Below are 25,462 nucleotides of genomic sequence, written 5' to 3' on the forward strand. Positions count from 1 at the left end.
AGAACACTTCACCAGAAAGCATGTCTATGCGTATCGCCATCGTTGGCCTCTCGGTCGAAATCATGCTGTCGTCACCGGCGGTGACCGGGCTTGCGTCCCTGCAATTGTTCGACCCGCAGCAGATGCGCGACAACGACGTGTGGATGGTGCGCGGCATGCTCGAGCGCATCGCTGAGGACAGCGATATCGAGGCCGTACCGCTGTTCTGGGCCACCGCGCTCCCCGGCGGCATCATGACGGCGGAGGCCTATGACATGGTCAAGGCCAAGACGCTCGACCTCCTCTCGACGGCAGGTGAACTCGATGGCGTGCTGGTGGTCAATCACGGCGCGCTCGAGGTGGAGAACCTCGATGCAGACGCCGACTCCGACTTCGTCGGCGCCATCCGCGCCCTGGTAGGGCCCGACATGCCCATTGGCGTGTCACTTGATCTCCATGGCGACATGACACCGCAATTGCTGGAGGCCGGCACGGTGTTCTCGGTGCTGCGCACGGCGCCGCATCGTGACGACAAGTCCACCGGTTATCGGGCCGCCGACCAGCTCATCAAGGTGCTGCGTACTGGCATAAAGCCCAAGAAGGTGGCGGTTAGCCTGCCGATCCTGATCCCTGGCGAAACGGCCGTTACCTCAGCAAGCCCGGCGCGCGAACTCTACGGCAGCCTGCCCCAATTCGACGCCGTGCCGGGCATGATGGAAGCCAATATCCTCGTCGGCTTCGCCTGGAACGATCGCCCCTGGACCAAATGCACGGCCTTCGCCGTGGCGGAGGAAGACGCCAGTCTCGCCCGCAGCCAAGCGGTCAAGCTGGCCCAGAGCATCTGGGACGCCCATGAGCAATTCATCCTGCGCATGGAAACCGCAGAGGTGGCCGAAGGCCTCAAACGCGCGCTGACCAGCCCGCAGCGGCCCGTCTATGTGTCGGATTCGGGTGACAACACCACGGCGGGCGCGGCAGGCGAGTTGACCACGGTGCTCCAGGCCGCGCTGGATCTGGGCGCCAACGAAGACATCGTCGTCGCTGGCATCACCGCGCCCGAGGCCGTGTCCCGGCTCGTTGCCGCCGGTGTCGGCGCCGAGGTCGAGCTCGTCCTTGGCGATGAACACATGTCGCGACCCAAGACGGAGCGTCGCGTCAAGGTCCGGGTCGAGGCCTGTGCCGACGAGCTCGATCTGGGCGGCTTCCAGCCTTACCGCTCCAAAGATGCCGCCTGGGCCAAGGTGCGCATCGGCAATGTCGTCGCAACCTTCCATGCCCAGCCCATTGGCATCACCACGCCCGAGCACTTCCAGGCGATGGGCATCGATCCGGTGGCCCACAAGATCTACGTGGTCAAGCTCGGCTACCTCCATCCCCGCCTCGAAGACATCATGGCGCGCCACATCCTGCTTCTCAGCGACGGCACATCGCAGCTCGATATGTCGCGCCTCGAATGGAAGCGTCTCTCCCGGCCGACCTGGCCGCTCGATCGCAATTTCGAGTGGACCCCGGAAGGCAACATCTACGGCGACGCTTCGTGACGCCGCCCCGCAAGATCAGGAAATCATCATGGCCGTTGTAACACTCGACAAGGTCGTCAAGGCCTACAACCAAACCCGTACGGTGCACGGCATCGATCTGGAAATCGCCGAGGGGGAGTTCATCGTTCTGGTGGGCCCGTCGGGCTGCGGCAAGTCGACGACGCTGCGCATGATCGCCGGACTCGAATCCATCACCGAAGGTGAGATCCGCATCGACGGCAAGCGCGTCAACGACCTGCAGCCGGGTGAACGCGACATCGCCATGGTGTTCCAGAACTATGCGCTCTATCCCCATCTCAGCGTCGCCGAGAACATCGTCTTCGGCCTCAAGCTGCGCAAGGTGCCAAAGGCGGAGATCGCCGAACGGCTGAAACGCGTCGCCGAGATCCTCGGCCTCGACCAGTTGCTCGACCGCAAGCCCCGCCAGCTCTCCGGTGGGCAGCGCCAGCGTGTGGCCATGGGCCGGGCGCTGATCCGCAATCCATCGGTCTTCCTGTTCGACGAACCTCTCAGCAATCTTGACGCCAAGCTGCGCGTGCAGATGCGCACCGAGATCAAGGCACTGCATGCCCGGATTCCCACGACCACCGTCTATGTAACGCACGATCAGGTGGAAGCGATGACGCTAGCCGATCGCGTCGTGGTCATGAACAAGGGCGCCATCGAACAAATCGCGCCGCCCGAAGAACTCTATCTCAAGCCGGCAACGCGGTTTGTCGCCGGCTTTATCGGCTCGCCGGGCATGAACTTCTATCCGGTAAGGGTCGAGTCCTCCGCCGACGCCCTGGCCGTTCGCATGCCCGATGGCCAGCTTCTCGCGGTGCCGCAGGACCGCGCCGACCTCTTTCGCCCCCTCGTGGGTCAGGCGGCGGTTCTAGGCATCCGCCCCGAGCATTTCAGCCTTGGCGATGGTGTGGTCGGGCTCGACATCACCGCGGGTCTCGTTGAACCGCTCGGCATGGAAACGCTGGTTCACTTCGATATGGGCGAGGCGTCGAGCGTTGCCCGGCTCCTGCCGCAAAGCTCGATCCGCAGCGGCGCCAAGCTGCGCCTCGCCGTCGATATGGCACGGGTGCACCTGCTCGACCCTGCAACCGACCGCGTCCTGGGCTAAGCAATGCTCCTCGACGGTCCCGCCTTCCTGCGCCTGCTCGACCGGATCGCCCCCGATCCGGTCCTGGGCAGTCGTGCCATGGGCGTGCCAGCCTATGTGGCGGCGCGGCTGGGTGCCGTCGAGAACGCCCGCGAGGGTGTAGAACGCGGATTCCAGCGCCTCTGCGCCGAAGTCGACATTGTGGCCTGTGACGACAATACCCTGAATCGTGCGATCGGCGAGATCGACCACGAGCCCTGGTTTGAACTGCTCGCTCGCTGGGCGGCCGAAGCCATCTACGCCGATCCAGGCAATGGCGGCAATCCGGAGGCGCGCTCCTGGTCCGAGATCGGCTACGAGCATGGACTGCCGGAGGGACCATCAGGCCCGGACAACATCCCCGTTGCCGAGCCCGTGCGACCCACGCTTGACCAGCATTTCGATGCCATCGTGATCGGCGCCGGAGCAGGCGGTGGCATTGTTGCAAGCCAGCTGGCACTGGCGGGCAAGCAGGTGCTGCTGGTGGAGCGTGGCCGTTGGCTGGACTATGCCAATAGCGGCCACCGCGACCATCTGCGCAACCACCGCAATCCTGTCTATGGCCACAATACCGGGCCCGACGCTGACGATGGCCCGCGCATTCTCGTGACGCCGGACGGGCAGCAACATGCAGTCGAACCGCATACCGTGGCCTATGGCAACAACGCGGCCTGCGTCGGCAGCGGCACCCTGATCTATGGCGGCCAGGCCTGGCGCTTCCACCCCGATGATTTTCGCATGGCCAGCCGCTACGGCGTGCCAGACGGGTCGAGCCTTGCCGACTGGCCCATCGGCTACGACGAACTCGAACCCTGGTATGTGCGGGTCGAACAGGAGATTGGCGTCTGCGGGCCTCCGGGCGCACTGCCGCACGAGCCGAGCCGCTCCGCGCCCCTGCCCATGCCACCCCTGCCGCGTCATGGTGCGGCTTCGGTTCTTGCCGCGGCAGCCGGCAGGCTGGGCCTGACGACCACTCAGCCGCCTATGCTCATCAATTCGGTGCCGCGCGACGATCGTGAAGCCTGCATCGAATGCGCAAGCTGCCCGGGCTTTGCCTGCCCCAGTGACGGCAAGAACGGCACCCAGAACACGCTCCTGCCCAAGGCCCTCGCGAGTGGCAACCTCCACCTTGCCGTCGAAACCCTTGCCGACCGAATCGAGACCGACAGCACAGGAAAGGTCACCGGCGTTCGGCTGATCTGGGAAGATGCCGGGGAGCTGCGCCATGCGGCCTCTGCCCATGCAGATATCGTTGTGGTGTCCGCCGGCGCCATCGAGACCGCGCGGCTGCTGCTCCTGTCGCCGAGCGCTCGGGAACCCGAAGGCTTGGGCAACACATCCGGTCAGGTCGGCCGCCATCTCCAAGGGCACACCTACCCCACCGCCTTCGGCATCTTCGATCGGCCGGTGCACGGCGGCAAAGGCCCCGGCGTTACCATCGCCACTACCGACTTCGTTCATGGTCTGCCCGGTGTCGTCGGCGGCGCCATGCTAGCCGACGACTTCATCATGACGCCCATCGCCTTCTGGGAGCAGGCTCTGCCACCGGGCCTGCCCCGCTGGGGCCAGGCTCCGCATGACTTCATGCGCCGTTTTTACCGGCACGTCCTGGCAGTCAAGGGTCCGGTGCACGAAATCCCCGATCCCACATGCAGGGTCGAACTCGATCCTGCGGTCAAGGACAAGTGGGGCCGCCCGGTCGCACGCATGTCCGGCGTCGTTCATCCCGAAACCACCCGAACTGCAGAAGCCATCCTCGAAAAGGCCAAGCTTTGGCTGTCCGCGGCCGGTGCGAGCCGGGTCTGGGGCACGCCACCGGTGCCGCGGCTGTCATCCTATCAGCATCAGGCAGGTACATGCCGCATGGGCAACTCGCCCGAAACTTCGGTTACCGACGTAAACAGCCGCGTCTGGGGCCACGACAATCTCTTTATCGCCGACGGTTCGCTGCACCCCACCAATGGTGCCTTCAACCCGGTGCTGACCATCATGGCGCTGGCATTCCGCTGCGCCGACCACCTGCTCAACCGGCTGCCACTACAGCCCGACATGGAGTCTTCCCGATGAGCCATCTGCAATCCGTCGCCCTGCCCGACTTCGGCATTCCCCTGGTACGTCCGCAGATCCCGGCAGAAACGCTGTCCGCACGCTGCGACGCGCTTTACGAACGCGCCGGCAAGACCTGGCTCTTCGTCTATGCCGACCGCGAGCACAATGCCAACATCCTCCACCTGACCGGCTTTGATCCACGCTTCGAAGAAGCCGTGCTGCTGCTCGGGCCCAAAGGCCGCCGCGTCGTCATCACCGGGAACGAGTCCGAGAGCTTCACCGCCATCTCCCCGCTCCCGAACCTCGAAACCATGCTCAGCCAGTCCTTGAGCCTGATGGCGCAGGACCGGACCAAAAAGCCGAGCCTTGAAGCGGTGCTGCGGGACGCGGGTCTCTCGAGTGGCGATACGGTTGGTGTCGTCGGCTGGAAATATCTCGAAGCCAATGAATGGGGTGACCAGCGCCCCGGATTCCTTGTTCCCCACTATATGATCGTGATCCTCTCCCGCATCATCGGTGGGCCTGACGGCTTGAGCGACGAGACGGCGCTGCTGATGCATCCGCAGGACGGCCTGCGCAGCATAGTCGATGCCGACCAGATCGCGGCCTTCGAATGGGCCTCGACCCGCGCCTCAGCTTCGGTGTGGAACGTTGTTACCAACGCGCGCCCCGGGCAGCTGGAGATCGAGGCCGGGCGCAACTTCCTTTATGCCGGCGAGCCGCTCAGCGCCCACACCATGTTTGCTTCCGGCAATGCGGGCCATGCCATCCACGGCCTCAACAGTGCCGGCGCCCGCATGCTCGAAAAGGGTGACGGGGTCACGACGGCCGTGGGCTACTGGGGTGGCTTGAGCTCGCGCGCCGGCATGCTCGACGACAGTGAAGACGGCTTTGTTGCTATCGCGGCATCGTACTTCGACGCGCTCGTCACCTGGTACGAAACCGCCAATATCGGGACGACCGGAGGTGCCCTGCACGAAGCGGTGGTGAACAAGCTGGCCGAAGCCAACCTCAAGTCGGCGCTCAACCCCGGGCATCTGGTCAGCTATGACGAGTGGAGCCATTCCCCGGTGCGGCCGGGTTCGACCGAAATCCTGCGCTCAGGCATGGTCTTTCAGGTCGACGTCATTCCCGGCCCAATGCCAGCAGGCAAGGCGCTAAACTGCGAAGATGCGGTTGCCATCGCGGATGCTGCGCTTTGCGCCGAACTCGCGGCCAAGCATCCGGAAACCTGGACCCGCATCCAGGCGCGCCGCAAATTCCTCCGCGACCAGATCGGCGTCACGCTGGGCGAGCACCTGCTGCCGCTTTCCAACATCCAGCTATGCCTGCCGCCGCTTTGGCTCCGCAGCGACCACGTAATCGTTCGTTCCTGATGGCGAAGACTGATCGGGGCCGCTAGCGCGGCCCCTTTCTTTTGCTTGAAGGGGAGCACCGTTCGCTCAAGAAGTGTATCGCCGCGCGGCTAGCACGGCACCTAGCAGATCAGGACGCCACATGATGGCAGCGGGCGGTGTGGCCGGGGCCGACGGAAACCGGCTTGGGCATGGTTTCCTTGCAGACCGATGTCGCCCGGGGGCAGCGGGAGACGAAGGGGCAGCCGCGGCTCGATCGAGTCCAGAGCGGGATATCGGTGGCGCGGCGGCCGGGCACCACGGCGATCTTGCGATTGGGGTTCGGAACGGCTTCGATCAGGAGCTGGGTATAGGGGTGCCGGGGATTGTCCGTGATCTCCTGGCTGGGCCCCTGCTCCACCACATGGCCGGCATACATGACCGCGGTTTCTTCAGCGAAATAGCGCGCCGTGGCGATGTCGTGGGTGATGTAGAGGGCGGCGAGTTGGCGCTGCTGCTTGAGGTCTTCCAGCAAATTCAGGATGCCGAGGCGGACGGAGACGTCGAGCATCGAAGTTGGTTCATCCGCCAGCAACACCTGCGGCCGGACGGAGAGGGCGCGGGCGATGGCGACGCGCTGGCGCTGGCCGCCGGAGAGTTCGTGCGGGCGGCGCTTGAGGTAGTCGGCGGCGGGCCGGAGGCCGACGCTTTCAAGGAGCGCCAGCATCTCGGCTTCGATCGCCTTACCCTTGAGCTCTGGGCGGTGGAGGCGGATGGGGCGCTCGAGGTGATAGCCGATGGACTGCGTGGGGTTGAGCGACCCAAACGGGTCCTGGAAAACCATCTGCACTTCGGACCGGTAGCGTTGGAGGCGTTGGCCCTTGAATGTCGCAATGTCGTCGCCGTGAAAGCGAATGGAACCGGCACTGGGCTCGTAGGCACGAGCCAGCATGCGCGCGCAGGTGGATTTGCCGGAGCCGGATTCGCCGACCAGCGCCAGGGCGCGGCCGCGGGTAAGCTTCAGCGAAACGCCGGACAGGGCGCGCAGAAAGGTCTGATTGAGGAAGGCGCCCCCGAGGACGAATTCCTTGTGCACCTCATCCATTTCAATGACGGGGTCGGCGTTGGAAGTCAGTACCGGGCGGGCTTCTAATTCAGCAAGTGACATGCGGCCTCGCTCCGGTTCTCGGGGTAATAGCGTAGTGCTGGATCCTGTTCGCGGCAGATGTCCATGGCGTGGGGGCACCGCGGCGAGAAGCGGCAGCCTTGCGGCAAGGAACGCAGATCCGGCGGCGTGCCCGGGATGCCTTCCATGCGTATGCGTGGACCGGTGAGGGGCGGGAAGCTGTTGCCCAGGGCCCTGGTATAGGGGTGCTGCGGATTTGTCAGGATGGCTTCGGCGGGCGCCACCTCGACCAGCCGGCCCGAATACATGACGCCGATGCGATCGCAGAACTCGATCATCAGGCCCAGGTCATGGGTGATGAAGAGGACCGAAAAGCCCATGCGCGACTTGAGATCGACGATCTGCTCGATGATGTCGCGCTGCACCACCACGTCGAGCGCGGTGGTGGGCTCGTCCATGATGATGAGGCGCGGCTGGAGCGCCAGGGCAATGGCGATGCAGATGCGCTGGCGCATGCCACCCGAGAACTGGTGCGGGAAGTCATCGAGGCGACCGGGCGGAATGCCCACCAGCTCGAACAGCTCGACGGCGCGCGCGCGGGCACCGTCCTTGCCGCGCTCGGGCTGGTGCGTCTGGATCACGTCCATGATCTGCTCGGACACCGGGATCACCGGATTGAGCGCGTTCATGGCCGACTGGAAGACGAAGCTGACCTCGTTCCAGCGATAGGCTTTGAGGCGGGCCTTGTCGAACTTGAGGACGTCTTCGCCATTGAGGCGCACTTCGCCGCCCGAGACGAGGCCAGGGAGACGGGTGAGACGGGCCAGGGCAAAGGCGACGGTGGATTTGCCGCAGCCGGATTCCCCCGCCAGGCCGAAGGCCTCCCCTTCGCGGATGTCGAAGTCGATGCCGTTGACGGCGCGGGCGACCGAATGCTCGCCGACATAGTCGACGGTGAGGTTGCGGACCTCGATCAGGTTGCGATCAGAAGACATCGGCGCTTCTCCCCCGGCGCGCGAGGAAGCGGCGGATGCGACCGATCTTGCGCGAAGCCTTGAGCTGCGGATTGGTGATTTCGTCGACGGCGAAGTTGATCATCACCAGCGCCGCCCCCGTCAGCATGATGGCGATGGCGGGCGGCCAGATTTCCCACCAGGCACCTAACTGCAGCGCCATGTTGTTCTGCGCCCAATAGAGCATGGTTCCCCAGGTGACGGCATTGGGATCGCCAAGGCCGATAAAGCTCAGCGCCGCTTCGGCGAGGATGGCTGATATGGTTCCCAGCACCAGGCCTCCCATGAAGAAGCTCAGCATATTGGGGAAGATTTCCTTGAGGATGATGCGCCACTTCCGCTCGCCCATGAGTTCGGCCGAGAGGATGAATTCGCGGGTGCGCAGCGACATGGTCTGCGTCCGGATGGTGCGGGCCGACCAGCCCCAGCCGGTCAGCGCCAGCACGGTGCCGATCACAAGGGGCCCCGCACTCTCCACCAGGCTGGCAATAACGATGATCAATGGCAGGCCCGGGAGCACCAGCACGACGTTGACGAGAAAGGTGAGCACATCGTCGATGCGGCCGCCGAAATAGCCGGCGGAGATGCCCACGGCGAGGCCGATCAGGGCCGCGGCAAGGCCTGCGCCGAAGCCGACGGCAAGGCTCATGCGGCCGCCATAGGCGAGCTGGGTATAGACATCCTTGCCCATGCGGGTCGTGCCCATGACATGCTCGTAGCCGGGCGCCACATGCGGCTTTCCGGCCCGGCGCTGCGGATTGTATTCGCTAAAGAGCGGCCCCAGCAGCGAGAAAAGGATGAGGCCGAGCAGCACAACGACCCCGATCATTCCCTTGGGATTGGTGACGAAGGCGGCGAGCGAGGGCGGCAGCCGGCTGGTCCATCCGGGCCGGCCCTTGATACCAAGCTCGCGCATGAGTTCGCCCTGGCTGGGCGCAGCGCTGGCAACCGCCTCCCGATCAAGGCGATCCAGCAAGGTCATGGCGGGAGTATGGGTGATATCAGCCATGGATCAGCCCTTTCGCAAGCGGGGGTCGAGAACGACGTTGGCAATGTCGGACAGGAGATTGGCCACCAGGACCGACATGGTCAAAAGCAGCAGCTGCGCCTGGATGAACGAGTAGTCGCGGCTCTCGATGGCGGTGACGGTGAACTTGCCAAGGCCGGGATAGTTGAACACCTGCTCGGTTACGAGCGCCCCACCGAGAAGAAAGCCGACGGACAGGGCAAGCGAGGTGATCTGCGGCAGGATGGCGTTGCGGGCGACATAGCGGTAGCGGACGCGGCGGTCGCTCAGGCCCTTGGCACGTGCCAGGATGACGAAATCCTCGTTGAGGAGATTGATCATGACGTTGCGCATGCCCAGGTGCCAGCTGCCGAAGCTGACGATCAGGATCGAGAGTACAGGCAGGGTCGCGTGGTAGAGCACATTGCCCAGAAACGCCGGATCCCAGGAGGGTGCGATCCCGGTCGAATGCGCCCGGCCCAGCGGGAACCACTGCAGCTGCAGCGAGAAGGCATAAAACAGCAGCAGCGCCACCACGGCCGGGGTGAAGGCGTTGAGCATGACGTTGATGGGGGTAAAGACAGAGTCGAAGAAGCCACCGCGATTCCAGGCCGCGTGGATGCCCATCATGGTGCCGATCAGGAAGGCCAGGGTGATGGAAATGCCGACCAGGACCAAGGTCCAGGTGGCGCCATAAAACAGCAGCGAGGATGTGGGTTCGGGGAACTGCACCGTCGAGATGCCGAAATCCATGCGCAGGACCTGCCCCACATAGCCAATATACTGCTCCCACAGCGAGCCCGACGTACCGTAGGAGGCTCGGATCGCTTCGACCTGGGCGTCGTTCAGCCGGCCCTGGAACGAGGCGATGATGCGCGCCGATGGATCACCCGGCATGATGCGGGGGATAAAGAAGTTCAGCGTCACCGCCACGAAGAAGGCGGCCAGGTAAAAGGCGACGCGTCGCAGGATGTATATCATTTCGTCTCCTCCGAAACGGCCGGGCGGGACCGGGAGCAAGCCCCGCCGCGGCGTCGGCGTCCTGACCTGTTGGTCTTGAGGATGCCTATCGAGTGCGCGAAGCGTCTGGCTTCTGCGCCTCCTCTCCTTTTGCAGGAGGGTCGTCCTGTGAGTCCCCCCAGCCTCCCCCCAGCCTCCCCCTGAAGGAGGGGGAGGAGTTGGATCGAGTTCCACCCACCGGCAGGACTCCTCCCCCGTCTTCCGGGGGAGGCTGGGTGGGGGTCTACCGCCTACTCCCGCTTGATCGGCTTGAGGGCAAGAGCGTGGATCACGCGCTCGCGCGTGCCTTCGAACACCAGTGGACGCACGAAGGGGTTTTCCTCGGTCACCCAGCCTTCGAACTTACGGGTCGAGTACTCATACCAGTTAGGATTGGCGAAGAGCCCGATCACCGGCAGGTTTTCTGCAACGGCAACGTGGATCTTGGTCATCTGCTCCTGCTGCGCGGCAGCATCGGCCGTGCTGCGGAAGGCCTGCAGAGCTTCTTCAACTTCAGGCAGGCGCATCTGGTGCATGGCCTGGTAGTCGACGCGACCGGCTTCCATGTTGCGCGGATTGAACATCGGATTGTAGGTGTTGTAGGGGGTCGGCCCACCATTGGTCCACATGATGTAGCTGTCGAAGTCGCCGGTGCGCGCCTTATCGTTCCAGGCGCCCTGGTCCATGGTGCGCACCACGGCGTTGATGCCCACATCCTGCAGGTTTTCCGAGATGGTCTGGCCGGTGTTGATCCAGTCGGTCCAGCCATTGGGAATGTTGATCTCAAACGAGATCGGGGTGCCGTCGGGATTGTCGCGGAAGCCGTCATTGTCGGCGTCGACGAAGCCGGCGGCGTCGAGCAGTTCCATTGCGCGATCGGGATCATACTCCATCAGCCAGGTATAGGGCTCGAGCGCTGCCTCATCGAGCCAGGTGGCATAGGCCTCGCCGGTGCCCACCGGGAAGCGGGTATGGGTGGTGAGGCCGAAGGTCGAGATATCGACGATGGTGTCGCGATCGATGGCGACCGAAAGCGCCTTGCGGAATTCGAGGTCGTTGAACGGTGCCTTGGTCGTGTTGATCTGCAAGTTTACGTCGCCGCCCGGCGGCAGCCAGTAATTGTTGTATTCGCTCTGCGGGGTGAAGGTGATTTCCGGATCGGTCAGGCCGGTGCCCAGCCAATCCACTTCCCCCGCCGACATTGCAGCGATGATCTGCTCATTGCCGTTGAGCTGGAGGAAACGCAGACAATCGATAGCGTTTTCTGCGTTGTAGCGGCTGGTCTCATTGCGGCAGAGCTCGACCGAAGAGCGCGAGAAGTTGGTCACTTCCGTCCAGGGGCCAGTGGCGACGATCTCCGTATTGGCGAAGTTCTTGGGGTCCTCCACCTCGGCCCAGATGTGCTCGGGGAGCGGATAGATGCCGCCCAACGCATAGCGCGCCAGAGCATCGGGCTGCTTGAGGTTGAACTTGACCGTGAAGTCGTCGATCTTTTCAGCACTGACGACGGTGCCGGTATCGGTTTCCTCGACATAGATGTCGATGCCCATCGGGTAATCCACGTGGGCCTTGGCATAGTCGAAGGTGAAGATCACGTCGTCGGCGTTGAAGTCCTCGCCGTCGCTCCACTTGACCCCTTCGCGGAGCTTATAGGTGATCGACATCAGGTCATCGGCGATTTCGTAGGAGGTCGCCAGTGCCGGGAAGTCGTTTTCCGGGTGCCAGATATTGTCGATCCACAGCGGCTCGTAGGCAAAATCGCGCACGAATTGCTGCGGTCCGGTTGGATTGTTGGGGTTGAAATTCTCGACCAGCGCGTCGCTGTCGATGGGATGGAGCGTCAGCACCACCCGATCCTCTTGCGCCATGGCTGGCATGCTGAGCGCGAGCGTTGCCAAACCTGCCGTCGTCAGGGCCATCCGCCTGATCGTTTTCATTGTGTCTCCTCCCAATTGGTTCTCCTCCTCGAGAACGGCTCGTTGAAACGGATCGGCCTAAGAGGCCGTCTGCTATGCGACCTCCTTGACGAGGCTTGGCACGGCGACGCTGGAGCGATCGACCAGTCTGGTCCGCACCAGCGATTGCAGCGGCCCGGCCATGGGGTCCGCGAGCAAAGCGAGTAGATGCTGCGCCGCCTGCTTGCCCAACTCGCCGACCTCCTGGCGGATGGTGGTCAAGGGCGGCGACATGAATTGGGAATGGTAGCTGTCATCGAACCCGATGACGGACACGTCCTGCGGAACCCGCAGCCCCGCTTCCCGCATGGCCATGTAAAAGCCTGCCGCAATGACGTCGGCGCCGGCGAACACCGCCGTGAAGTCGCGGCGGCGCGCCAGGAGCTCACGCCCTGCAGAAAGGCCAAAGCTGTCGTGGAAGAGCCCGGACTGCACCTCGATGTCATCGAGGCTCATGCCGACTTCAGACAGCGCCGCCTCCACGCCGCGCAGTCGGTCGATGGCGTCCCCGATCGTCAGGTCGCCAGAAAGATAGACGATGCTGCGGTGCCCCTGGTCAAGGAGCACGCGCATCGCGGTGCGGGCTCCCTCGAAATTGTCTAGCCCCACCGTGGCCCGCGAAAAGGGATAGTGGTTGTGGCCGATCGACACCACCGGCACGGCTGCCTTTTTGAGGATCTCGACCACTTCAGGGCGCATCGGGCGCTCGAGATACAGCACGATACCATCGCAGGAGCGATCAACCATTTCGACAATGGCGCGTGCTTCCATGTCCTGGTCGGCATAGCCCGACGACACCATTAGTGACTTGCCGGCGGGGCGAATGGCGCGCTGCACGCCGTAGATGATTTCGGCGAAGTAAGGCGTGCCAATATCGACCATGACGGCGCCGATGACATTGGATCGATTGGAGCGGAGCGCCCGAGCGAAGCTGTTGGGCCGATAGCCGAGATCGGCAATCGCCTGCTCGATGGCCTTGCGCTTGGCCTCCGAAACATAGCCGTTGCCAGCCACGACGCGCGACACGGTGGAGCGCGACACGCCTGCGCGCTTGCAGACGTCGGTAATGGTAACCATACCGCCTCCCCTCCCGTGATGCCGGCCGTTGATGGGACCGATCCCACAAACTATGGGATCGATTTCACAGGTCTGTCAACCCGCCTTGTGGCTGCCCTAGGAGGGAAGCGGATCGCCGTCACGAGGCCGAGCTGTAGCTGACGCTACGGATGGAGCAATGCCTGGTTCGCCGCCGCGCGGACAGCATCTGTTAGCCGATCCAGTGCTGCTACGGGCAAGCGAGCCACTATCCAGTTCAGCGCAACCGCAATTTCGGTGCCGGGCACCAATTCCACCAGCGTGCCGGCATTAAGGTGTGGCCTAGCCAGCATGACTGGTTGCATGCCCCAGGCCAGCCCGGCAACGGCAAGGTCGATAAAAGCGTGGGTTGAGGCAACGGAGTAGATGGGAGGATCGATCTCGACATCCATCGTTTCCCTTGCCCACCTCGCCTGCAGCCCGTCCCGACGATCAAACCGCAAACATGGTGCGTTCGCAAGCGCCTGGGCGCTAACGCCGGCCGGGAAAAAGCGAGCGACGAAGTCGGGGCTAGCGCAGGCTGCATAGGGCAAGGCTCCGAGCGGGATCTTTCGGCATCCCTGAACACCGTCTGCCTCTGCCGTGATAGCAGCTACCACCTCGCCCGAGCGCAAGCGCTCGGCGGTATGCGCCTCGTCATCAAGGACTAGGTCGAGCGGAGTGCCTTGAACGGCACCGAACCGCTTGGCCGCCTCCGGAAACCAGGTGGCGAGGCTATCCGAATTCACCGCCACCTTGAGAGACAGGTGCCGGTGATCCTTTCCGTCGGGAGCAAGATCGGGCCCGAGTTCCGTCTCGAGCAGACGGACACGGGTGAAGTGGGCACAAAGCGTCTGGCCCAGTGCGGTGGGTTTACAGGGCAGTCCTCTAACGATGAGAACGCCACCGAGACGCTCTTCAAGGCCGCGCACGCGCTGGGAGACAGCTGAGGGCGTGATACCGAGGACCATTGCAGCACGTTCGAAGGTGCCTTCTTCAATTACAGCAGCAACGGCCGCGATAGCGGGATAATCAAGCATGAATGAAGCTAGGCTTCATCAAGCTAAGATTTTCAAGTTTTACTTGTGGCATCCTAAGTGCCATCAGCGCGGCCATGACAACCTTCCTGCCGCCGTTCCTGTCGGGCTTCGCTCTATCTGCAGCACTCATTGTCGCCATCGGTGCACAGAACCTCTTCGTCCTGCGACAAGGGTTGAAAGCCGAGCATGTTGGGCCGATCGTGCTTTTCTTCGGCTTGTCCGATGCCCTGCTTATTGCAGCCGGCGTTAGTGGCGTTGGCGCATTTCTGGCAGCTGCCCCGCAGCTCACCACCATCCTCGCCCTGGGTGGAGCCGCCTTCCTCGGCTGGTATGGCCTTTCAGCACTTCGCCGCACGGCCTCGCCCAAGGCCATGGCTGCAGCCGAGGGCGCCGGCATGCCACTCCGGCGCGCGCTGATGACGGGCGCTGCATTCACGTTCCTCAACCCGCACGTCTATCTCGATACGGTGTTGCTCATGGGAACGGCCGGATCGGCACAACCGCAAGAGCTCCGTGCCATCTTCGCCCTGGGAGCGGCGACGGCAAGTTTCACCTGGTTCGCCACTCTTGGCTATGGTGCCCGTCTGCTGCAGCCAATTTTCGCCCGTCCATCTGCGTGGCGGGGCCTGGATCTGGTGGTCGGCATTGTCATGCTGAGCCTTGCCGCCTCCCTTCTGGTTGGCGCCTTGAACCATCCGACCTGATCAAGGGCGACCCTGTGCACTGCAGAGGCTTTTCGCCGCTTGATCGAGCTGAAAGGCAACCACGAGTAGGCACGACGACGTCAGCCTAAAAGCCGAAGGACAGCGGCACCGGAATGTATCGAATATCACAGCCAACGGTACTGATAGGCTGAAAAACCAGCGCTGATGAGTGGCTATGGCTTTGGAAATGGCGCGCCCGAAGAGATTCGAACTCCTGACCCCCAGATTCGTAGTCTGGTGCTCTATCCAGCTGAGCTACGGGCGCGCAGGCCGTTGAAACGGCAGTTCAGGGCGGAGGCGGAACGCTCAACGTCCTGAAGCGGCGCAACCCATACATGGGCGATGGTGGCTTGGCAAGCGCGCTTGTGACAGTTTTTAGTGGGGGCACCGCTTAGCTGGGGACAACGAGGTTTTGCGGCAGCACGAGATCGAAGCGCGTTCCAGTGCTCTGGTCGGCCAGGACCAGCTTGCCGCCATGCGCCTCAGTGATTTCACGCGCAATGGCGAGGCCAAGGCCCGTGCCGCCAGCGCGGGCAGAGCCCTCGAAGGCGACGAACAGGTTGGCGCGAGCGCGTGGTGGCAGCCCGGGACCGTTGTCGGCAACGGAGAGGACGAGGTTCTCCCCTTCTCGGTCCAGGGACACCCAGACGCGCGGCGAGGCCTCGGCCCCGTTGAGGCTTTCGAGTGCTTCGCGCGCATTCTTCAAGAGGTTGAGGAACACCCGCCCGAACTGGTTGGCGTCGACCGTCAGCACCAGATCCTCGGGTACCTGGTTCTCGAACTGCACCGAAGGGTGCCCCACGAGGCGCGCCTCGAAGGCGGCGTCATCGACCAGCGGGCGCAGCTTTGTGGGGTTCAGGACCGGCAGGGCGGAGGTTTCCCGCCCATAATCGAGCACCGACTGGGCAAAGCCGATGGCCTTGTCGAGCGTGGTCACCAGCCGCGGCGCCAGCCGCTGCACCTTGGGATCGTCCAGCGTTGCCACCTGGTCGGACAGCAGTTGCGCGGAGGTCAGGGTATTGCGCAGGTCATGGTTGATCTTGGCAACTGCGAGGCCCAGGTCGGCCAAGTGCCGGCGCTGGCGCAGCATGGAAAAGAGATCCGATTCCATTGCCGCCAGTTCGCGCTCGACGATGCCGATCTCGTCGCGGCGCGTCGATGGAGTCAGCACAAGGTTGGCATTCTCGGGTGCCTGGCGGAAGGCGAGGATGTTGCGCGTCAGCCGCCGCACCGGATAGATGAAGAGGTTGCTGGCGAGGAGATAAAGCGCGACGGCGGTAATGGCGGCAATGGCCAGTGACACCACCCCGATCTGGCGCGAATAGGCCAGCATGTCCTGGCGCAGCGGCCGCTCATACATCAACAGTTCCACCTGGCTGTCGTCGAGATCGCCGTCGCCCAGGATGCGCAGGGTGCGGCCGGGCGGCGCGAACAGCGTGTCGAGCGCGCCGGCCATCAGCGTCATCAGGTCGCGCTGCCGCATGTCGGCGGTGATGACCTCGCCGGGGGTGATCGGATTGGCGAACTCGATCAACTGGCTCTGCCCTTCGCGGCGATAAACGATAGCATTAGCGCCGGCCGAGGTCAGGAGGCGATCGGTGAGGCTGCGCGGCAGGGCCATGACGTCGGGCACGGCATCGAGCACGCGGGCGGCGACAACGCCCACGCGCAGCCGGTCATCGAGCCAGCTGGCGCGGAAATTGGCGATGGAGGGCAGGTAGACCACCACTTCAACCAGCAGGATCACCGCCATGATGGTGGCGATGAGCTTGATGGAAAGGCCGGAAAACCGGCCGGGCAGGACACTGCGTTGCGCTGTCATGCCCAATCTTTACAGGCAAAGGCGGGACATAGGTAAGCCCCCCGATGGCCGATCAGCGGCGTCTGGACAAGGGAAGCTTGCCCCGCCAGCCTGCGGCTGGACGATTGTTCGCGAACTGCTCGGCCAGCTCCAGCAGAACCGCGGTGCCCGCGGTCGGCGAGAGGGCAAGATCACCGAGCGCGTCAAGGCGCAGGCCGCGCGCAGACGCCAGCGCCAGCATGGCTGCAAGATCGGCGGCGCCCGAGCCGATGATGCCGGCTGCGATGATCGTGCCATCGGCTTCCACCACGAGCTTGGCGACGCCCTGCGCGGTGCCGTCGGCCCGCCGTGCGTCGCTTTCGGCGAGGTTGCTGCGCAGCACTGTTTTCGGCCGCCGCGCCTTGCCTGGGTCGAGCAGGCCGAACTGCGCCAGCGCCGGCTGCGTCGCCACCACCAGCGGCACGGCAAGCGGATCGAGCCGCCCCCTGCCCCGGCCGAGGAGGCGCTGCACCAGGAGGCTGACCTGCCGCGTCTCGACCTGCGGCGCCTCATGGCCCGAAGTCCCGCCCAGGGCGGTGATGCGGCGGTTGGAGGTCTGCCCATTGGCTCCCAGAGCCAAGCGATCCGGCTGGTCGCGGTCGCGCACCAGCTTGGCCGCCTCGAGCAGCGGTCCGTCGAGGTCGGGGCGGCGCCCCATGGCGAGAAGAATGTGGGAGACGTCGAGATTGTCCTCGCCCCCGCTCCGGCGCAGCACGATGCCGGTGCCCTGGCCGCGCGGCACGACGGAGGCGACCTCGGCATCGTCGAGAATGGCAATGCCCTCTTCGCGCAACTGGCGCAGGAGAAGGGCGACCAGTTCGGGATCAAAGCCAGGCAACAGCCCGCCCTGCGGCACCAGCGTTACACTGGAGCCCAGCCGGCGATAGGTCTGCGCCAGTTCGAAGGCCTCGGGCGTGCCGCCGATCACCACCAGGTGGCTGAGCTTGCGCGTGGCGTCGCCAATGGTATCGGGCGTGAAATAGCTCACCGCGTCGAGACCCGGCAGAGGCGGTACCACCGGCTGCCCGCCCATGGCCAGGGCATAGTGGCGGGCGCGGATCGCCGCCTCGCCGCACCGGAGCGTTTGCCGGTCGGTAAAGAGCGCGTCGCCGGTCCGCACGTCCACGCCAAGCGCCGCGAGACGCGCATCGCTGTCGCGTGGCGCAGCCGCCTCGGCGATGGACGCCGCGCGTTCGCCGATCACGCGGAAGCTCAGCTTCGGCTCGGTATTGGCGAAACCCAGCATGCCGGCGCTGCGCATCAGATGGGCCCGCTCGGCGCTGGCGGCAACGGCCTGTCGTCTGAGCCTGCCGCCGGTGGGATCGTTTTCGGCGTCGCGCGGCAGGCGCACCAGCACCACCGAGAGACCATGGGTGCGGGCCTTGATGGCGAGCGCCGTGCCCAGGGCGCCGGCGCCCAGGATGCAGAGGTCAGGTTTGAGAAAGTCCGCCATCGGCTGGAACGGCCCTGTGATATGCTGCCGGACTTATGAGGTCATCCGGTCGCGAAAACAACGGGGAACAGCAGCGGAGGAAGTGCTGGGAGCCGCGTTGACTTGAAGCCCGGATTTCCCTATAGACGCCACCAACCCGCACCGTGGGCGCCCGGCGCCTGATCGTGTGTCTGAAATTCCTGCTTGTGCAGAGCCAAACCAGAGGAACCGTGCCCGGCGCGGTTTGATGTCATGAAGCGTACTTATCAGCCGTCCAAGCTCGTGCGTGCCCGCCGCCACGGTTTCCGTGCCCGCATGGCCACCAAGGACGGTCGTGCGATCCTCAACCGTCGCCGCCGCGACGGCCGCAAGAAGCTCTCGGCCTAAGGCCTTCCCGGCCGGATGACGGCCATGGAGCACAAGCCTGACGCCCTGCGTCGGCTGCGCAAGCGTTCCCAATTCCAAAGGGCTGCCCGGGGCAATCGCGCCGGGCGCTCTGCGTTTGGGCTGCAGGTCGTGCCTGCCGAAGACGCTCAACCCGGCATCGGCTTCACCGTCACCAAGAAGACGGGCAATTCCCCCGAGCGCAATCGCATCAAGCGACGCCTGCGCGCCGCTGTGACAGCTTGCGCGCGTGACTTTGTCGATCACCATGACTATGTGCTGGTGGGACGGCGTGAAGCCCTGACAGAACCCTTTACCAAGCTCGTTGCCGACCTGGGCGCGCTGATCGTGCGCGTGCACAAGCCCCGGTCGCCCGACGAGCGCGCATCTTCCGGCCGCGGCCCACGGAAACCGAGATAATGGAAAACAATCGCAACATAATCCTGGCCATCGTGCTCAGCATGATCGTGCTGTTCGGCTGGCAGTTCTTCGTTGCCGGGCCGCAGATGGAACGGGCGCAGCGCCAGGCCGAGATTGCCGCCGAGCAGCAGGCTGCCGCCGATGCAGCGCTGGCGACCCCGGCCACGCCCGGCCAGGCCGCCGCCCCCGCCGCCGTTGGCACCGCGACCTTTGCCACGCGCGATGAAGCGATTGCGGCATCGCAGCGCGTTTCCATCGAGACCGAGGACCTGTCGGGCTCCATCAATCTTGCCGGCGCTCGCATCGACGACCTGCGCCTCAAGCAGTATCGCGAGACCGTGGAAGACAACTCGCCGATCATCACGCTGCTGACCCCGGCGGGTCTCCCCAATGCCTATTTCGCCGAAGAAGGCTGGGTACCGGTCGCGGGTAACAGCATCGCCGTTCCCAATGCGCAGACCGTCTGGGCCGTCGAGGGCGCCAACACCACGCTGACCGCCGCAACGCCGGTGACCCTGGCCTGGGACAATGGCGCGGGCCTCATCTTCCGCCGCACCATTTCGGTGGACGAGCACTACCTCTTCACCATCCGGCAGACCATCGAGAACCGGACCCAGGGCGATGTGGCGCTCTATCCTTACGCTCGCGTCATCCGTCACAACACGCCCAAGGTGGCCAATTTCTTCATCCAGCATGAAGGCCCCCATGGCGTCCTGGGCAACAACAACCTGATTTCCAAGAAGTATACCGACCTGCAGAAGGACATGCAGGCGACCTACGAGAACACCACCGGCTGGCTCGGCTTCTCGGACAAGTACTGGGCCACGGCCGCGCTGCCGCCCGCCGGCACGCCGATCAATGCCCGCTTCAGCTGGACCAATACGACGGGCTTTGACGACTACCAGACCTCCTATGTGGAAACGACGCCCGTCGTGATCGCCGCCGGCGCCACCGCCGAACGGGAGAGTTTCCTGTTTGCCGGCGCCAAGGAAGAATCGGTCATCTCCGCCTATCAGACCGAATATGGCTTCGACCGCTTCGATCTGCTGATCGACTGGGGTTGGCTGTGGTTCATCACCAAGCCGATGTACTACCTCCTTACCTTCCTCTACTCGATCCTGGGCAATTTTGGCCTCGCGGTCCTTGCCGTGACGGTGATCGTCAAGGCAATCTTCTTCCCGCTGGCCAGCCGCTCCTATGCCTCCATGGCCGCAATGCGCCGCGTACAGCCGGAGATGAAGGCCATCCAGGAGCGTCTCAAGGACGATCGCCCTGCCCAGCAGCAGGCGATGATGGAGCTCTACAAGAAGGAAAAGATCAATCCGCTCAGCGGCTGCTGGCCGATCCTGATCCAGATCCCGGTCTTTTTTGCGCTCTATACGGTTATCTTCATCAGCCTCGACATGCGCCACGCGCCGTTCTTTGGCTGGATCCAGGATCTGGCGGCGCCCGATCCGACCAACATTTTCACCCTGTTCGGCCTGATCCCGTGGAACCCCACCGTGCTCCCGATCATCGGCGGCTTCCTCCACCTGGGCATCTGGCCGGTGATCATGGGCATCACCATGTGGGTGCAGATGAAGCTCAATCCGCCGCCGCCCGATCCGACCCAGGCGATGATCTTCAACTGGATGCCGGTGATCTTCACCTTCATGCTCGGCACCTTCCCGGCGGGTCTGGTGATCTACTGGGCCTGGAACAACACCCTGTCGGTGACGCAGCAATGGTTCATCATGAAGCGCCACGGCGCCGAGGTGAACCTGCTGGGCAACATCCTCGACACCTTCCGCCGCAAACCCAAGCCGGCCGAACAAACCAAGAGCTAAGCAAAGGGCACCCAAGGGTGCCCTTTTCATTTGCAGCTCACGCAACCACCGGACCCAGGCTCCCTCCCCCCTTGCGGGGGAGGGTTGGGGTGGGGGGTTCCAGCCCATCCCCCAGCCGCAGAGCATGGGCAACCCCAGACCCCGATCTCTGGCTCCCTCCCCCCTTGCGGGGGGAGGGTTGGGGTGGGGGGCTCCAGCCTATCCCCAGCCGCAGACAATAGGGCGCCCTCAGAACCCCCACCCTCGGTCCCTCCCCTCAAGGGGGAGGGAGGCGATAACCCCACCATCCGGGCTTCCTGGCCCCCACCGTCACCCACGGGCTTGACCCGAGGGCTCTTAACTTGTTGAAGCAACACCAACTGCGGTACCCTCAGCTCAAACCCGAGCGTGCCGCCCGGAACTGCCCCTACACCGCCGCAATGGCTGGTGCAGAACAGTCCTACAAAGAAAGCCGCAGCATGAGCGACATCGACTATCCCACCGACACGATCGAGCGCGGCCGCCTCCTGTTCGCCCGGCCCTTCCTCTTCGTCAAAGGCTGCGTGCGCATCGCCGACCTGCCGCCCATGGACAGGGTCGAGATCTCCTTTGCCGGCCGCTCTAATGTGGGCAAGTCCAGCCTCATCAACGCCCTTTGCGGCACGTCATCTCTGGCGCGTACTTCCAACACGCCCGGCCGCACGCAGGAGCTCAATATCTTTGAATCCCAGAGCGAGCCGCTGCGCATCGTTGACATGCCCGGCTATGGCTATGCCAAGGCGCCCGAGGACAAGGTGCGGCAATGGACCAAGCTGATCCACCAGTATCTGACCGGCCGCTCCACCCTGCGCCGCGTCTATGTGCTGGTGGATGGCCGCCACGGCCCCAAGGACAATGACCTGACGGTGATGAACGAGCTCGACAAGGCCGCCGTCAGCTACCAGGTGGTGCTGACCAAGGCCGACAAGCCATCAGCCGGCGAGCTCAGCAAGGTCATCGCCGCCACCAAGGCTGCGATCCTCAAGCGTCCGGCAGCCCATCCGCATGTGATCCTCACCTCCTCGCTCAAGGGCGAGGGGCTCAAGGAACTGCGCACCGAAATCGCGATGCTGCTGGAAAGCTAGAGGCTAGGCAGCCCGTTGCCGCAGCACGCGCGGCGCCCGCTCGTCGATGGTGAAGACCTCGACGATCCGGTCCAGCTCGGCCGCCTGCGACTCGGTCTGCTCGATGGCCGCATTGGTTTGTTCCACCAGTGCCGCATTGTGCTGGGTGATCTCGTCCATCTGCCGGACGGCGACGGCGACCTCTTCGATGGCGGTGGCCTGGCTCTGGCTGGCCTGCGTTATCTCACCGATCAGGGCGGCGCTTTGCGTCACCGAGCCGTTGAGCGCGGCAATGCGTTCGGCGATTTCCGTCACGAGCCTGGTGCCGCCCGCCACTTCCCCGGCCGAAACGTCGATCAGCTGCTTGATGTCGCCCGAGGCCGAGGCGGCCGACTGCGCCAGGCGCCGCACTTCCACCGCCACCACGGCAAAGCCCTTGCCGGCATCGCCTGCCCGCGCTGCTTCCACCGACGCATTGAGCGCCAGGAGATTGGTCTGGAAGGCGATGTCGTCGATCAGCTTGATGATGCTCGATATCTTGGCCGAGGAGGTCGAGATGCGGGTCATGGCCTCCGTGGCGCTTTCCATGGCCCTGCCGCTTTCCACCGCAATGCTTGAAGCCGCCGACACCGCCTCATTGGCCTCGCGGGCCCGGGCGGCATTGGCGCCCACGGTCAGCGAGATTTGCTCGATCGTGGCCGTGGTCTGCTCCACGGTCGCGGCCTGCCTCGTGGTGCGTTCGCTGAGGTCATTGGCTCCGGCAAGGATTTCACCGGTTGCGGTCTTGAGCGCGCGCGAGGTGGCGCGCAGGTCGGCCATGACGCTCGAGAGCTTTTCGGCCACGGCGTTGGTGTTGTCGCGCAGCTCGGCAAAGGCGCCGGTAAACGCACCGGTGACCCGCTCCGTCAGGTCCGCACGCGCCAGTGCGGACAGGACCCGGCCGGTGCCGGTCAGGCCATGGTCCACCGCCTCGAGCAGGCCGTTGACTTCGGTCGCCAGCTGCCGAAGGTCGCTCTGCTCGTAATCTGCATTGATCCGCCGGCCGAGATCGCCCGCCATCACGGCGCGCAGGGTGGCGCGCAGGTCATCGCTCAGGGCATCGGACGCAAGGCGGCGCTCTCCCGCCTTGGCGTCGCGCTGCCTTTCGCTAGCTTCAAGCGCCCGCTGTTCGGTCAGCGCCTCCCGGAAGCCTTCCAGCGCCTTGAACATCACGGTCAATTCGTCGGACACGCCCTGGGCGGGAATGACGACATCGGTGCGCCCGGCTGCCAGTTCGTCCGTAAGGCCTACCAGTGTCTTCAGCCGCCGCGACACCACGCGGGAAAACAGCACGAACACCGCCAGGCACCCGAGGGCCGCCGAGGCGCCAGCCAGCACCAGCGGCACGATGACCGCCATGTTGTCTTGCGCCAGCAGTTGCGCAAGCGCCATGCCGCCGAAGACGATGACCAGGGCGCCAAAGCCCATGAAGGCGACGACGAGTTTTTGAGTGATGGAAAGCTGGTTGAAGATGTTCATGTGTGGACGCTCTGAAGAGAGCTCCACATTGCGCCGACATGGTTAATGCCGGCTTTCACCCTCCGCGCCGCAGCTGCGGCAAGTTGGCCATCACCGCGACGTGCAGGCAACCCAGCGGCGCAGGATTTCGGGCAGAACGGCAGACTTGGCCTCGAAGTCCGCGGCGTCCTTAAAAGACACCACGCCCCGATCGGGCGCCGCCCAGGTGATGATCTTGTCCGGGTCCTCGAAGCGGAACAGGTCGTCCGCACCGGCCTTGGCCCCGCGATGGAGGATCAGCTGCAGGCGGTCGCCCGGATGGAGCCGCATGGTGATCCGGTCATCGTCGCTGCCGAACCGGCCGAAGCTGGGCGCATTCCACTTGATGCGCTCCACCAGGTCCGGCACGGCATCGAGGATCAGCTGGCGCAGCTTGAGGATCTCGTCTTTGCGCGCATGCGTCAGGTCATCGAGATAGGAATCGACGGCAGAAAGCATTTCAGCAACAGCCATGTCAGCGCCCCTTGAAGAACTGTCCTATGTAACCGGCTACCTCGGCACTATGCGAGGGCGTGGCGATCGAGGCAATGGCGGTTTCCACCACATTGTCGGGAGCATCGCCGCGCCGCAACTCAGCCAGCGCGACGGCATAGTCGTCCAAGAATTCGGGATGCGGCTGGAAGCTCAATGCCGCCCCGTTGCGATAGGCCAGGCCCGCATTGGGCGTGAAGTCCGACGCCATGATCACCTCGGCCTCGGCTGGTGGCGTGATCACCTGGTCCTGATGCGAACAGGCGACAGAAACCACCTCCGGGACGGCGCGCATATAGCTCGGCCGTGCCTTGACTGCGTAACTGTGGCGCCCGAGGCCCCAGCCCTTCTCCGACTTTCGCACCGCGCCACCCAGGGCGTCGGCCATGATCTGGTGACCGAAGCAGACCCCCAGCGTCGGCACGCGCTTTTCATAGGCCTGGCGAATGAACTGGCGGAGCGGCGGCAGCCAGGCATGGTCTTCATAGACACCCGCAGGAGAGCCGGTAATCACCACGCCCTCGAGCGCGCCGGCATCGCCGAGCGGTTCGCCGTCGGAGGCGAACACGACCTCATAGGAAAAACCCTGTCCGGTGCGGTCGAACATGGTTTCAAACATCTGGTGATAGGGCCCGAAGCGGTCGCGCAAACGAAGAGGCACGTCGCCGGTCTGGATGATGGTGAGCTTCATGCCACCGATATAGCACTTCCTCTTCCCGTCAGAAGAGGGTGGCGGAGGCGGTTGGGCACCACCCCCGCAGCATTCACAGCTTATTTGCCGCCGTCGTTGGAGCGGGCCTTGTCGCCATGGCCAGGCTTACTGTCCTCGACCTTGGCGTCGCCGCCTTCCTGGCCGAAATGGGTGCCGCCGAGATGGCCGCCACCGCTCACCTTGTCGACCTGGTCCTTGTCGGAAGATTGCGCTTTGCTCATGGGAGTTCTCCTTTTGCTGGAGAACCAACGCCCGCCTGCCGCCACCGTTCCCCGATGTCTCCGGGGTTAGGCCGCCTGGAACCGGAGCGACACGCCGTTGATGCAGTAGCGCAGGCCCGTGGGCTCCGGACCGTCCTCGAACACATGCCCCTGGTGCCCGCCGCAATTGCTGCAATGGACCTCGGTGCGCGTCATGAACAGCGTATTGTCCACCGAAGTGCCAAGGGCGCCGTCGATAAAGGTATAAAAGCTCGGCCAGCCGGTGCCGCTGTCGAACTTGGTCTCGGAGGCAAAAAGCGGCTGTTCGCAGCCGGCGCAAAGGAACGTGCCCTGCCGGTGCTCGTCGTTGAGCGGCGAGGTAAACGGCCGTTCGGTCGCCTCGTGGCGCAACACGGCATATGCCTGCGGGTCGAGCCTGGTCTTCCACTCGGCGTCGCTCAGCTTGAACGGAAAGTCGCCCTCCGCCGCCTCTGCACCGCTCATCGGCCGAATGCCGGCAAAGGCCGCGATGGCGGCAAGGGCGGAGCCGCCCAGAAGGAGATTGCGACGCGTGGTGACCATGAGG

General features: G+C 64.3%; 23 protein-coding genes and 1 tRNA gene. 9 read left to right on the forward strand and 15 right to left on the reverse strand.

Annotated elements, in window-relative coordinates; all coding sequences use genetic code 11:
* The first annotated feature begins 20 nt into the window (after positions 1-20).
* From VIL88_RS07675 to VIL88_RS07690, 4 genes are read left to right on the forward strand one after another with little or no spacing between them, the layout of a single operon-like run.
* The gene (locus VIL88_RS07675) at positions 21-1,520 is read left to right on the forward strand and encodes a M81 family metallopeptidase (RefSeq protein WP_331987459.1); all 1,500 of its coding nucleotides are present in this window, start codon (positions 21-23) and stop codon (positions 1,518-1,520) included.
* Positions 1,521-1,548: 28 nt separating this feature from the next.
* Positions 1,549-2,634: a sn-glycerol-3-phosphate ABC transporter ATP-binding protein UgpC gene (locus VIL88_RS07680; RefSeq protein ID WP_331987460.1), complete on the forward strand. Its 1,086-nt coding sequence runs from the start codon at positions 1,549-1,551 to the stop codon at positions 2,632-2,634.
* Between the two features lie 3 nt (positions 2,635-2,637).
* Complete coding sequence (locus VIL88_RS07685; RefSeq protein WP_331987461.1) at positions 2,638-4,719, forward strand: GMC family oxidoreductase; 2,082 nt, start codon at positions 2,638-2,640, stop codon at positions 4,717-4,719.
* Positions 4,716-6,077: a Xaa-Pro aminopeptidase gene (locus VIL88_RS07690; protein WP_331987462.1), complete on the forward strand. Its 1,362-nt coding sequence runs from the start codon at positions 4,716-4,718 to the stop codon at positions 6,075-6,077. The genes VIL88_RS07685 and VIL88_RS07690 overlap by 4 nt, the downstream gene beginning before the upstream one ends.
* Positions 6,078-6,186: 109 nt before the next feature.
* On the opposite strand, the gene VIL88_RS07695 is transcribed toward VIL88_RS07690, so the two are convergent.
* From VIL88_RS07695 to VIL88_RS07725, 7 genes are all read right to left on the reverse strand, one after another.
* Complete coding sequence (locus tag VIL88_RS07695; RefSeq protein ID WP_331987464.1) at positions 6,187-7,203, reverse strand: ABC transporter ATP-binding protein; 1,017 nt, start codon at positions 7,201-7,203, stop codon at positions 6,187-6,189.
* Complete coding sequence (locus VIL88_RS07700; RefSeq protein ID WP_331987465.1) at positions 7,185-8,156, reverse strand: ABC transporter ATP-binding protein; 972 nt, start codon at positions 8,154-8,156, stop codon at positions 7,185-7,187. Before VIL88_RS07700 ends, VIL88_RS07695 begins: the two co-directional genes overlap by 19 nt.
* Positions 8,146-9,183 carry an ABC transporter permease gene (locus VIL88_RS07705; RefSeq protein WP_331987466.1) on the reverse strand — a complete coding sequence of 346 codons (1,038 nt, stop codon included), beginning with the start codon at positions 9,181-9,183 and terminating at the stop codon, positions 8,146-8,148. Before VIL88_RS07705 ends, VIL88_RS07700 begins: the two co-directional genes overlap by 11 nt.
* A 3-nt stretch (positions 9,184-9,186) precedes the next feature.
* Positions 9,187-10,161: an ABC transporter permease gene (locus tag VIL88_RS07710; protein ID WP_331987468.1), complete on the reverse strand. Its 975-nt coding sequence runs from the start codon at positions 10,159-10,161 to the stop codon at positions 9,187-9,189.
* Positions 10,162-10,430: 269 nt separating this feature from the next.
* Positions 10,431-12,116, reverse strand: coding sequence for an ABC transporter substrate-binding protein (locus tag VIL88_RS07715; protein ID WP_331987469.1), 1,686 nt, complete (start codon positions 12,114-12,116; stop codon positions 10,431-10,433).
* Between the two features lie 72 nt (positions 12,117-12,188).
* Positions 12,189-13,211 (reverse strand): LacI family DNA-binding transcriptional regulator, encoded by a 1,023-nt coding sequence (locus VIL88_RS07720; protein WP_331987470.1) that lies wholly within the window; start codon positions 13,209-13,211, stop codon positions 12,189-12,191.
* A 143-nt stretch (positions 13,212-13,354) separates the two neighbouring features.
* Positions 13,355-14,248, reverse strand: coding sequence for a LysR family transcriptional regulator ArgP (locus tag VIL88_RS07725; RefSeq protein ID WP_331987472.1), 894 nt, complete (start codon positions 14,246-14,248; stop codon positions 13,355-13,357).
* Positions 14,249-14,322: 74 nt separating this feature from the next.
* Here VIL88_RS07725 and VIL88_RS07730 point away from each other — a divergent pair, with 74 nt between their 5' ends.
* Positions 14,323-14,952 carry a LysE/ArgO family amino acid transporter gene (locus VIL88_RS07730; protein WP_331987473.1) on the forward strand — a complete coding sequence of 210 codons (630 nt, stop codon included), beginning with the start codon at positions 14,323-14,325 and terminating at the stop codon, positions 14,950-14,952.
* 188 nt (positions 14,953-15,140) lie between these two features.
* On the opposite strand, the gene VIL88_RS07735 is transcribed toward VIL88_RS07730, so the two are convergent.
* The 3 genes from VIL88_RS07735 to VIL88_RS07745 all read right to left on the reverse strand — a co-directional run bounded on the left by VIL88_RS07735 (position 15,141) and on the right by VIL88_RS07745 (position 18,245).
* Positions 15,141-15,217 (reverse strand) — tRNA-Arg (locus tag VIL88_RS07735).
* A 126-nt stretch (positions 15,218-15,343) separates the two neighbouring features.
* A complete protein-coding gene (locus VIL88_RS07740; RefSeq protein WP_331987474.1) occupies positions 15,344-16,774 on the reverse strand; it encodes a HAMP domain-containing sensor histidine kinase in 1,431 nt (476 codons plus the stop codon).
* A 52-nt stretch (positions 16,775-16,826) separates the two neighbouring features.
* A complete protein-coding gene (locus tag VIL88_RS07745) occupies positions 16,827-18,245 on the reverse strand; it encodes an FAD-dependent oxidoreductase (RefSeq protein WP_331987476.1) in 1,419 nt (472 codons plus the stop codon).
* Between the two features lie 231 nt (positions 18,246-18,476).
* Here VIL88_RS07745 and rpmH point away from each other — a divergent pair, with 231 nt between their 5' ends.
* The 4 genes from rpmH (at position 18,477) to yihA (ending at position 21,957) form a co-directional block, all read left to right on the forward strand.
* Positions 18,477-18,611, forward strand: a complete 135-nt coding sequence (rpmH, locus tag VIL88_RS07750) for a 50S ribosomal protein L34 (protein ID WP_035077916.1) — start codon at positions 18,477-18,479, stop codon at positions 18,609-18,611.
* Positions 18,612-18,635: 24 nt separating this feature from the next.
* Entirely contained in the window at positions 18,636-19,028 is a 393-nt protein-coding gene (rnpA, locus tag VIL88_RS07755) for a ribonuclease P protein component (protein ID WP_331987482.1), read from the forward strand.
* Positions 19,028-20,854 (forward strand): membrane protein insertase YidC, encoded by a 1,827-nt coding sequence (gene yidC, locus VIL88_RS07760; protein ID WP_331987483.1) that lies wholly within the window; start codon positions 19,028-19,030, stop codon positions 20,852-20,854. The genes rnpA and yidC overlap by 1 nt, the downstream gene beginning before the upstream one ends.
* A gap of 458 nt (positions 20,855-21,312) precedes the next feature.
* On the forward strand, positions 21,313-21,957 hold the full coding sequence (gene yihA, locus VIL88_RS07765) for a ribosome biogenesis GTP-binding protein YihA/YsxC (RefSeq protein WP_331987485.1): 645 nt from the start codon (positions 21,313-21,315) through the stop codon (positions 21,955-21,957).
* Between the two features lie 3 nt (positions 21,958-21,960).
* Here the strand turns inward: yihA and VIL88_RS07770 are convergent, their stop codons facing one another.
* The 5 genes from VIL88_RS07770 to msrB form a co-directional block, all read right to left on the reverse strand.
* Complete coding sequence (locus tag VIL88_RS07770) at positions 21,961-23,454, reverse strand: methyl-accepting chemotaxis protein (protein WP_331987486.1); 1,494 nt, start codon at positions 23,452-23,454, stop codon at positions 21,961-21,963.
* Between the two features lie 90 nt (positions 23,455-23,544).
* Complete coding sequence (locus tag VIL88_RS07775) at positions 23,545-23,946, reverse strand: DUF1801 domain-containing protein (protein ID WP_331987488.1); 402 nt, start codon at positions 23,944-23,946, stop codon at positions 23,545-23,547.
* A gap of 1 nt (position 23,947) precedes the next feature.
* On the reverse strand, positions 23,948-24,655 hold the full coding sequence (locus VIL88_RS07780; protein WP_331987489.1) for a type 1 glutamine amidotransferase: 708 nt from the start codon (positions 24,653-24,655) through the stop codon (positions 23,948-23,950).
* Positions 24,656-24,735: 80 nt separating this feature from the next.
* Positions 24,736-24,897 carry a hypothetical protein gene (locus VIL88_RS07785; protein ID WP_331987490.1) on the reverse strand — a complete coding sequence of 54 codons (162 nt, stop codon included), beginning with the start codon at positions 24,895-24,897 and terminating at the stop codon, positions 24,736-24,738.
* A 66-nt stretch (positions 24,898-24,963) separates the two neighbouring features.
* Complete coding sequence (gene msrB, locus VIL88_RS07790) at positions 24,964-25,458, reverse strand: peptide-methionine (R)-S-oxide reductase MsrB (protein ID WP_331987492.1); 495 nt, start codon at positions 25,456-25,458, stop codon at positions 24,964-24,966.
* Positions 25,459-25,462 lie beyond the last annotated feature (4 nt).

It is taken from the genome of Devosia sp., assembly GCF_036563435.1.
Taxonomy (GTDB): Bacteria; Pseudomonadota; Alphaproteobacteria; order Rhizobiales; family Devosiaceae; genus Devosia.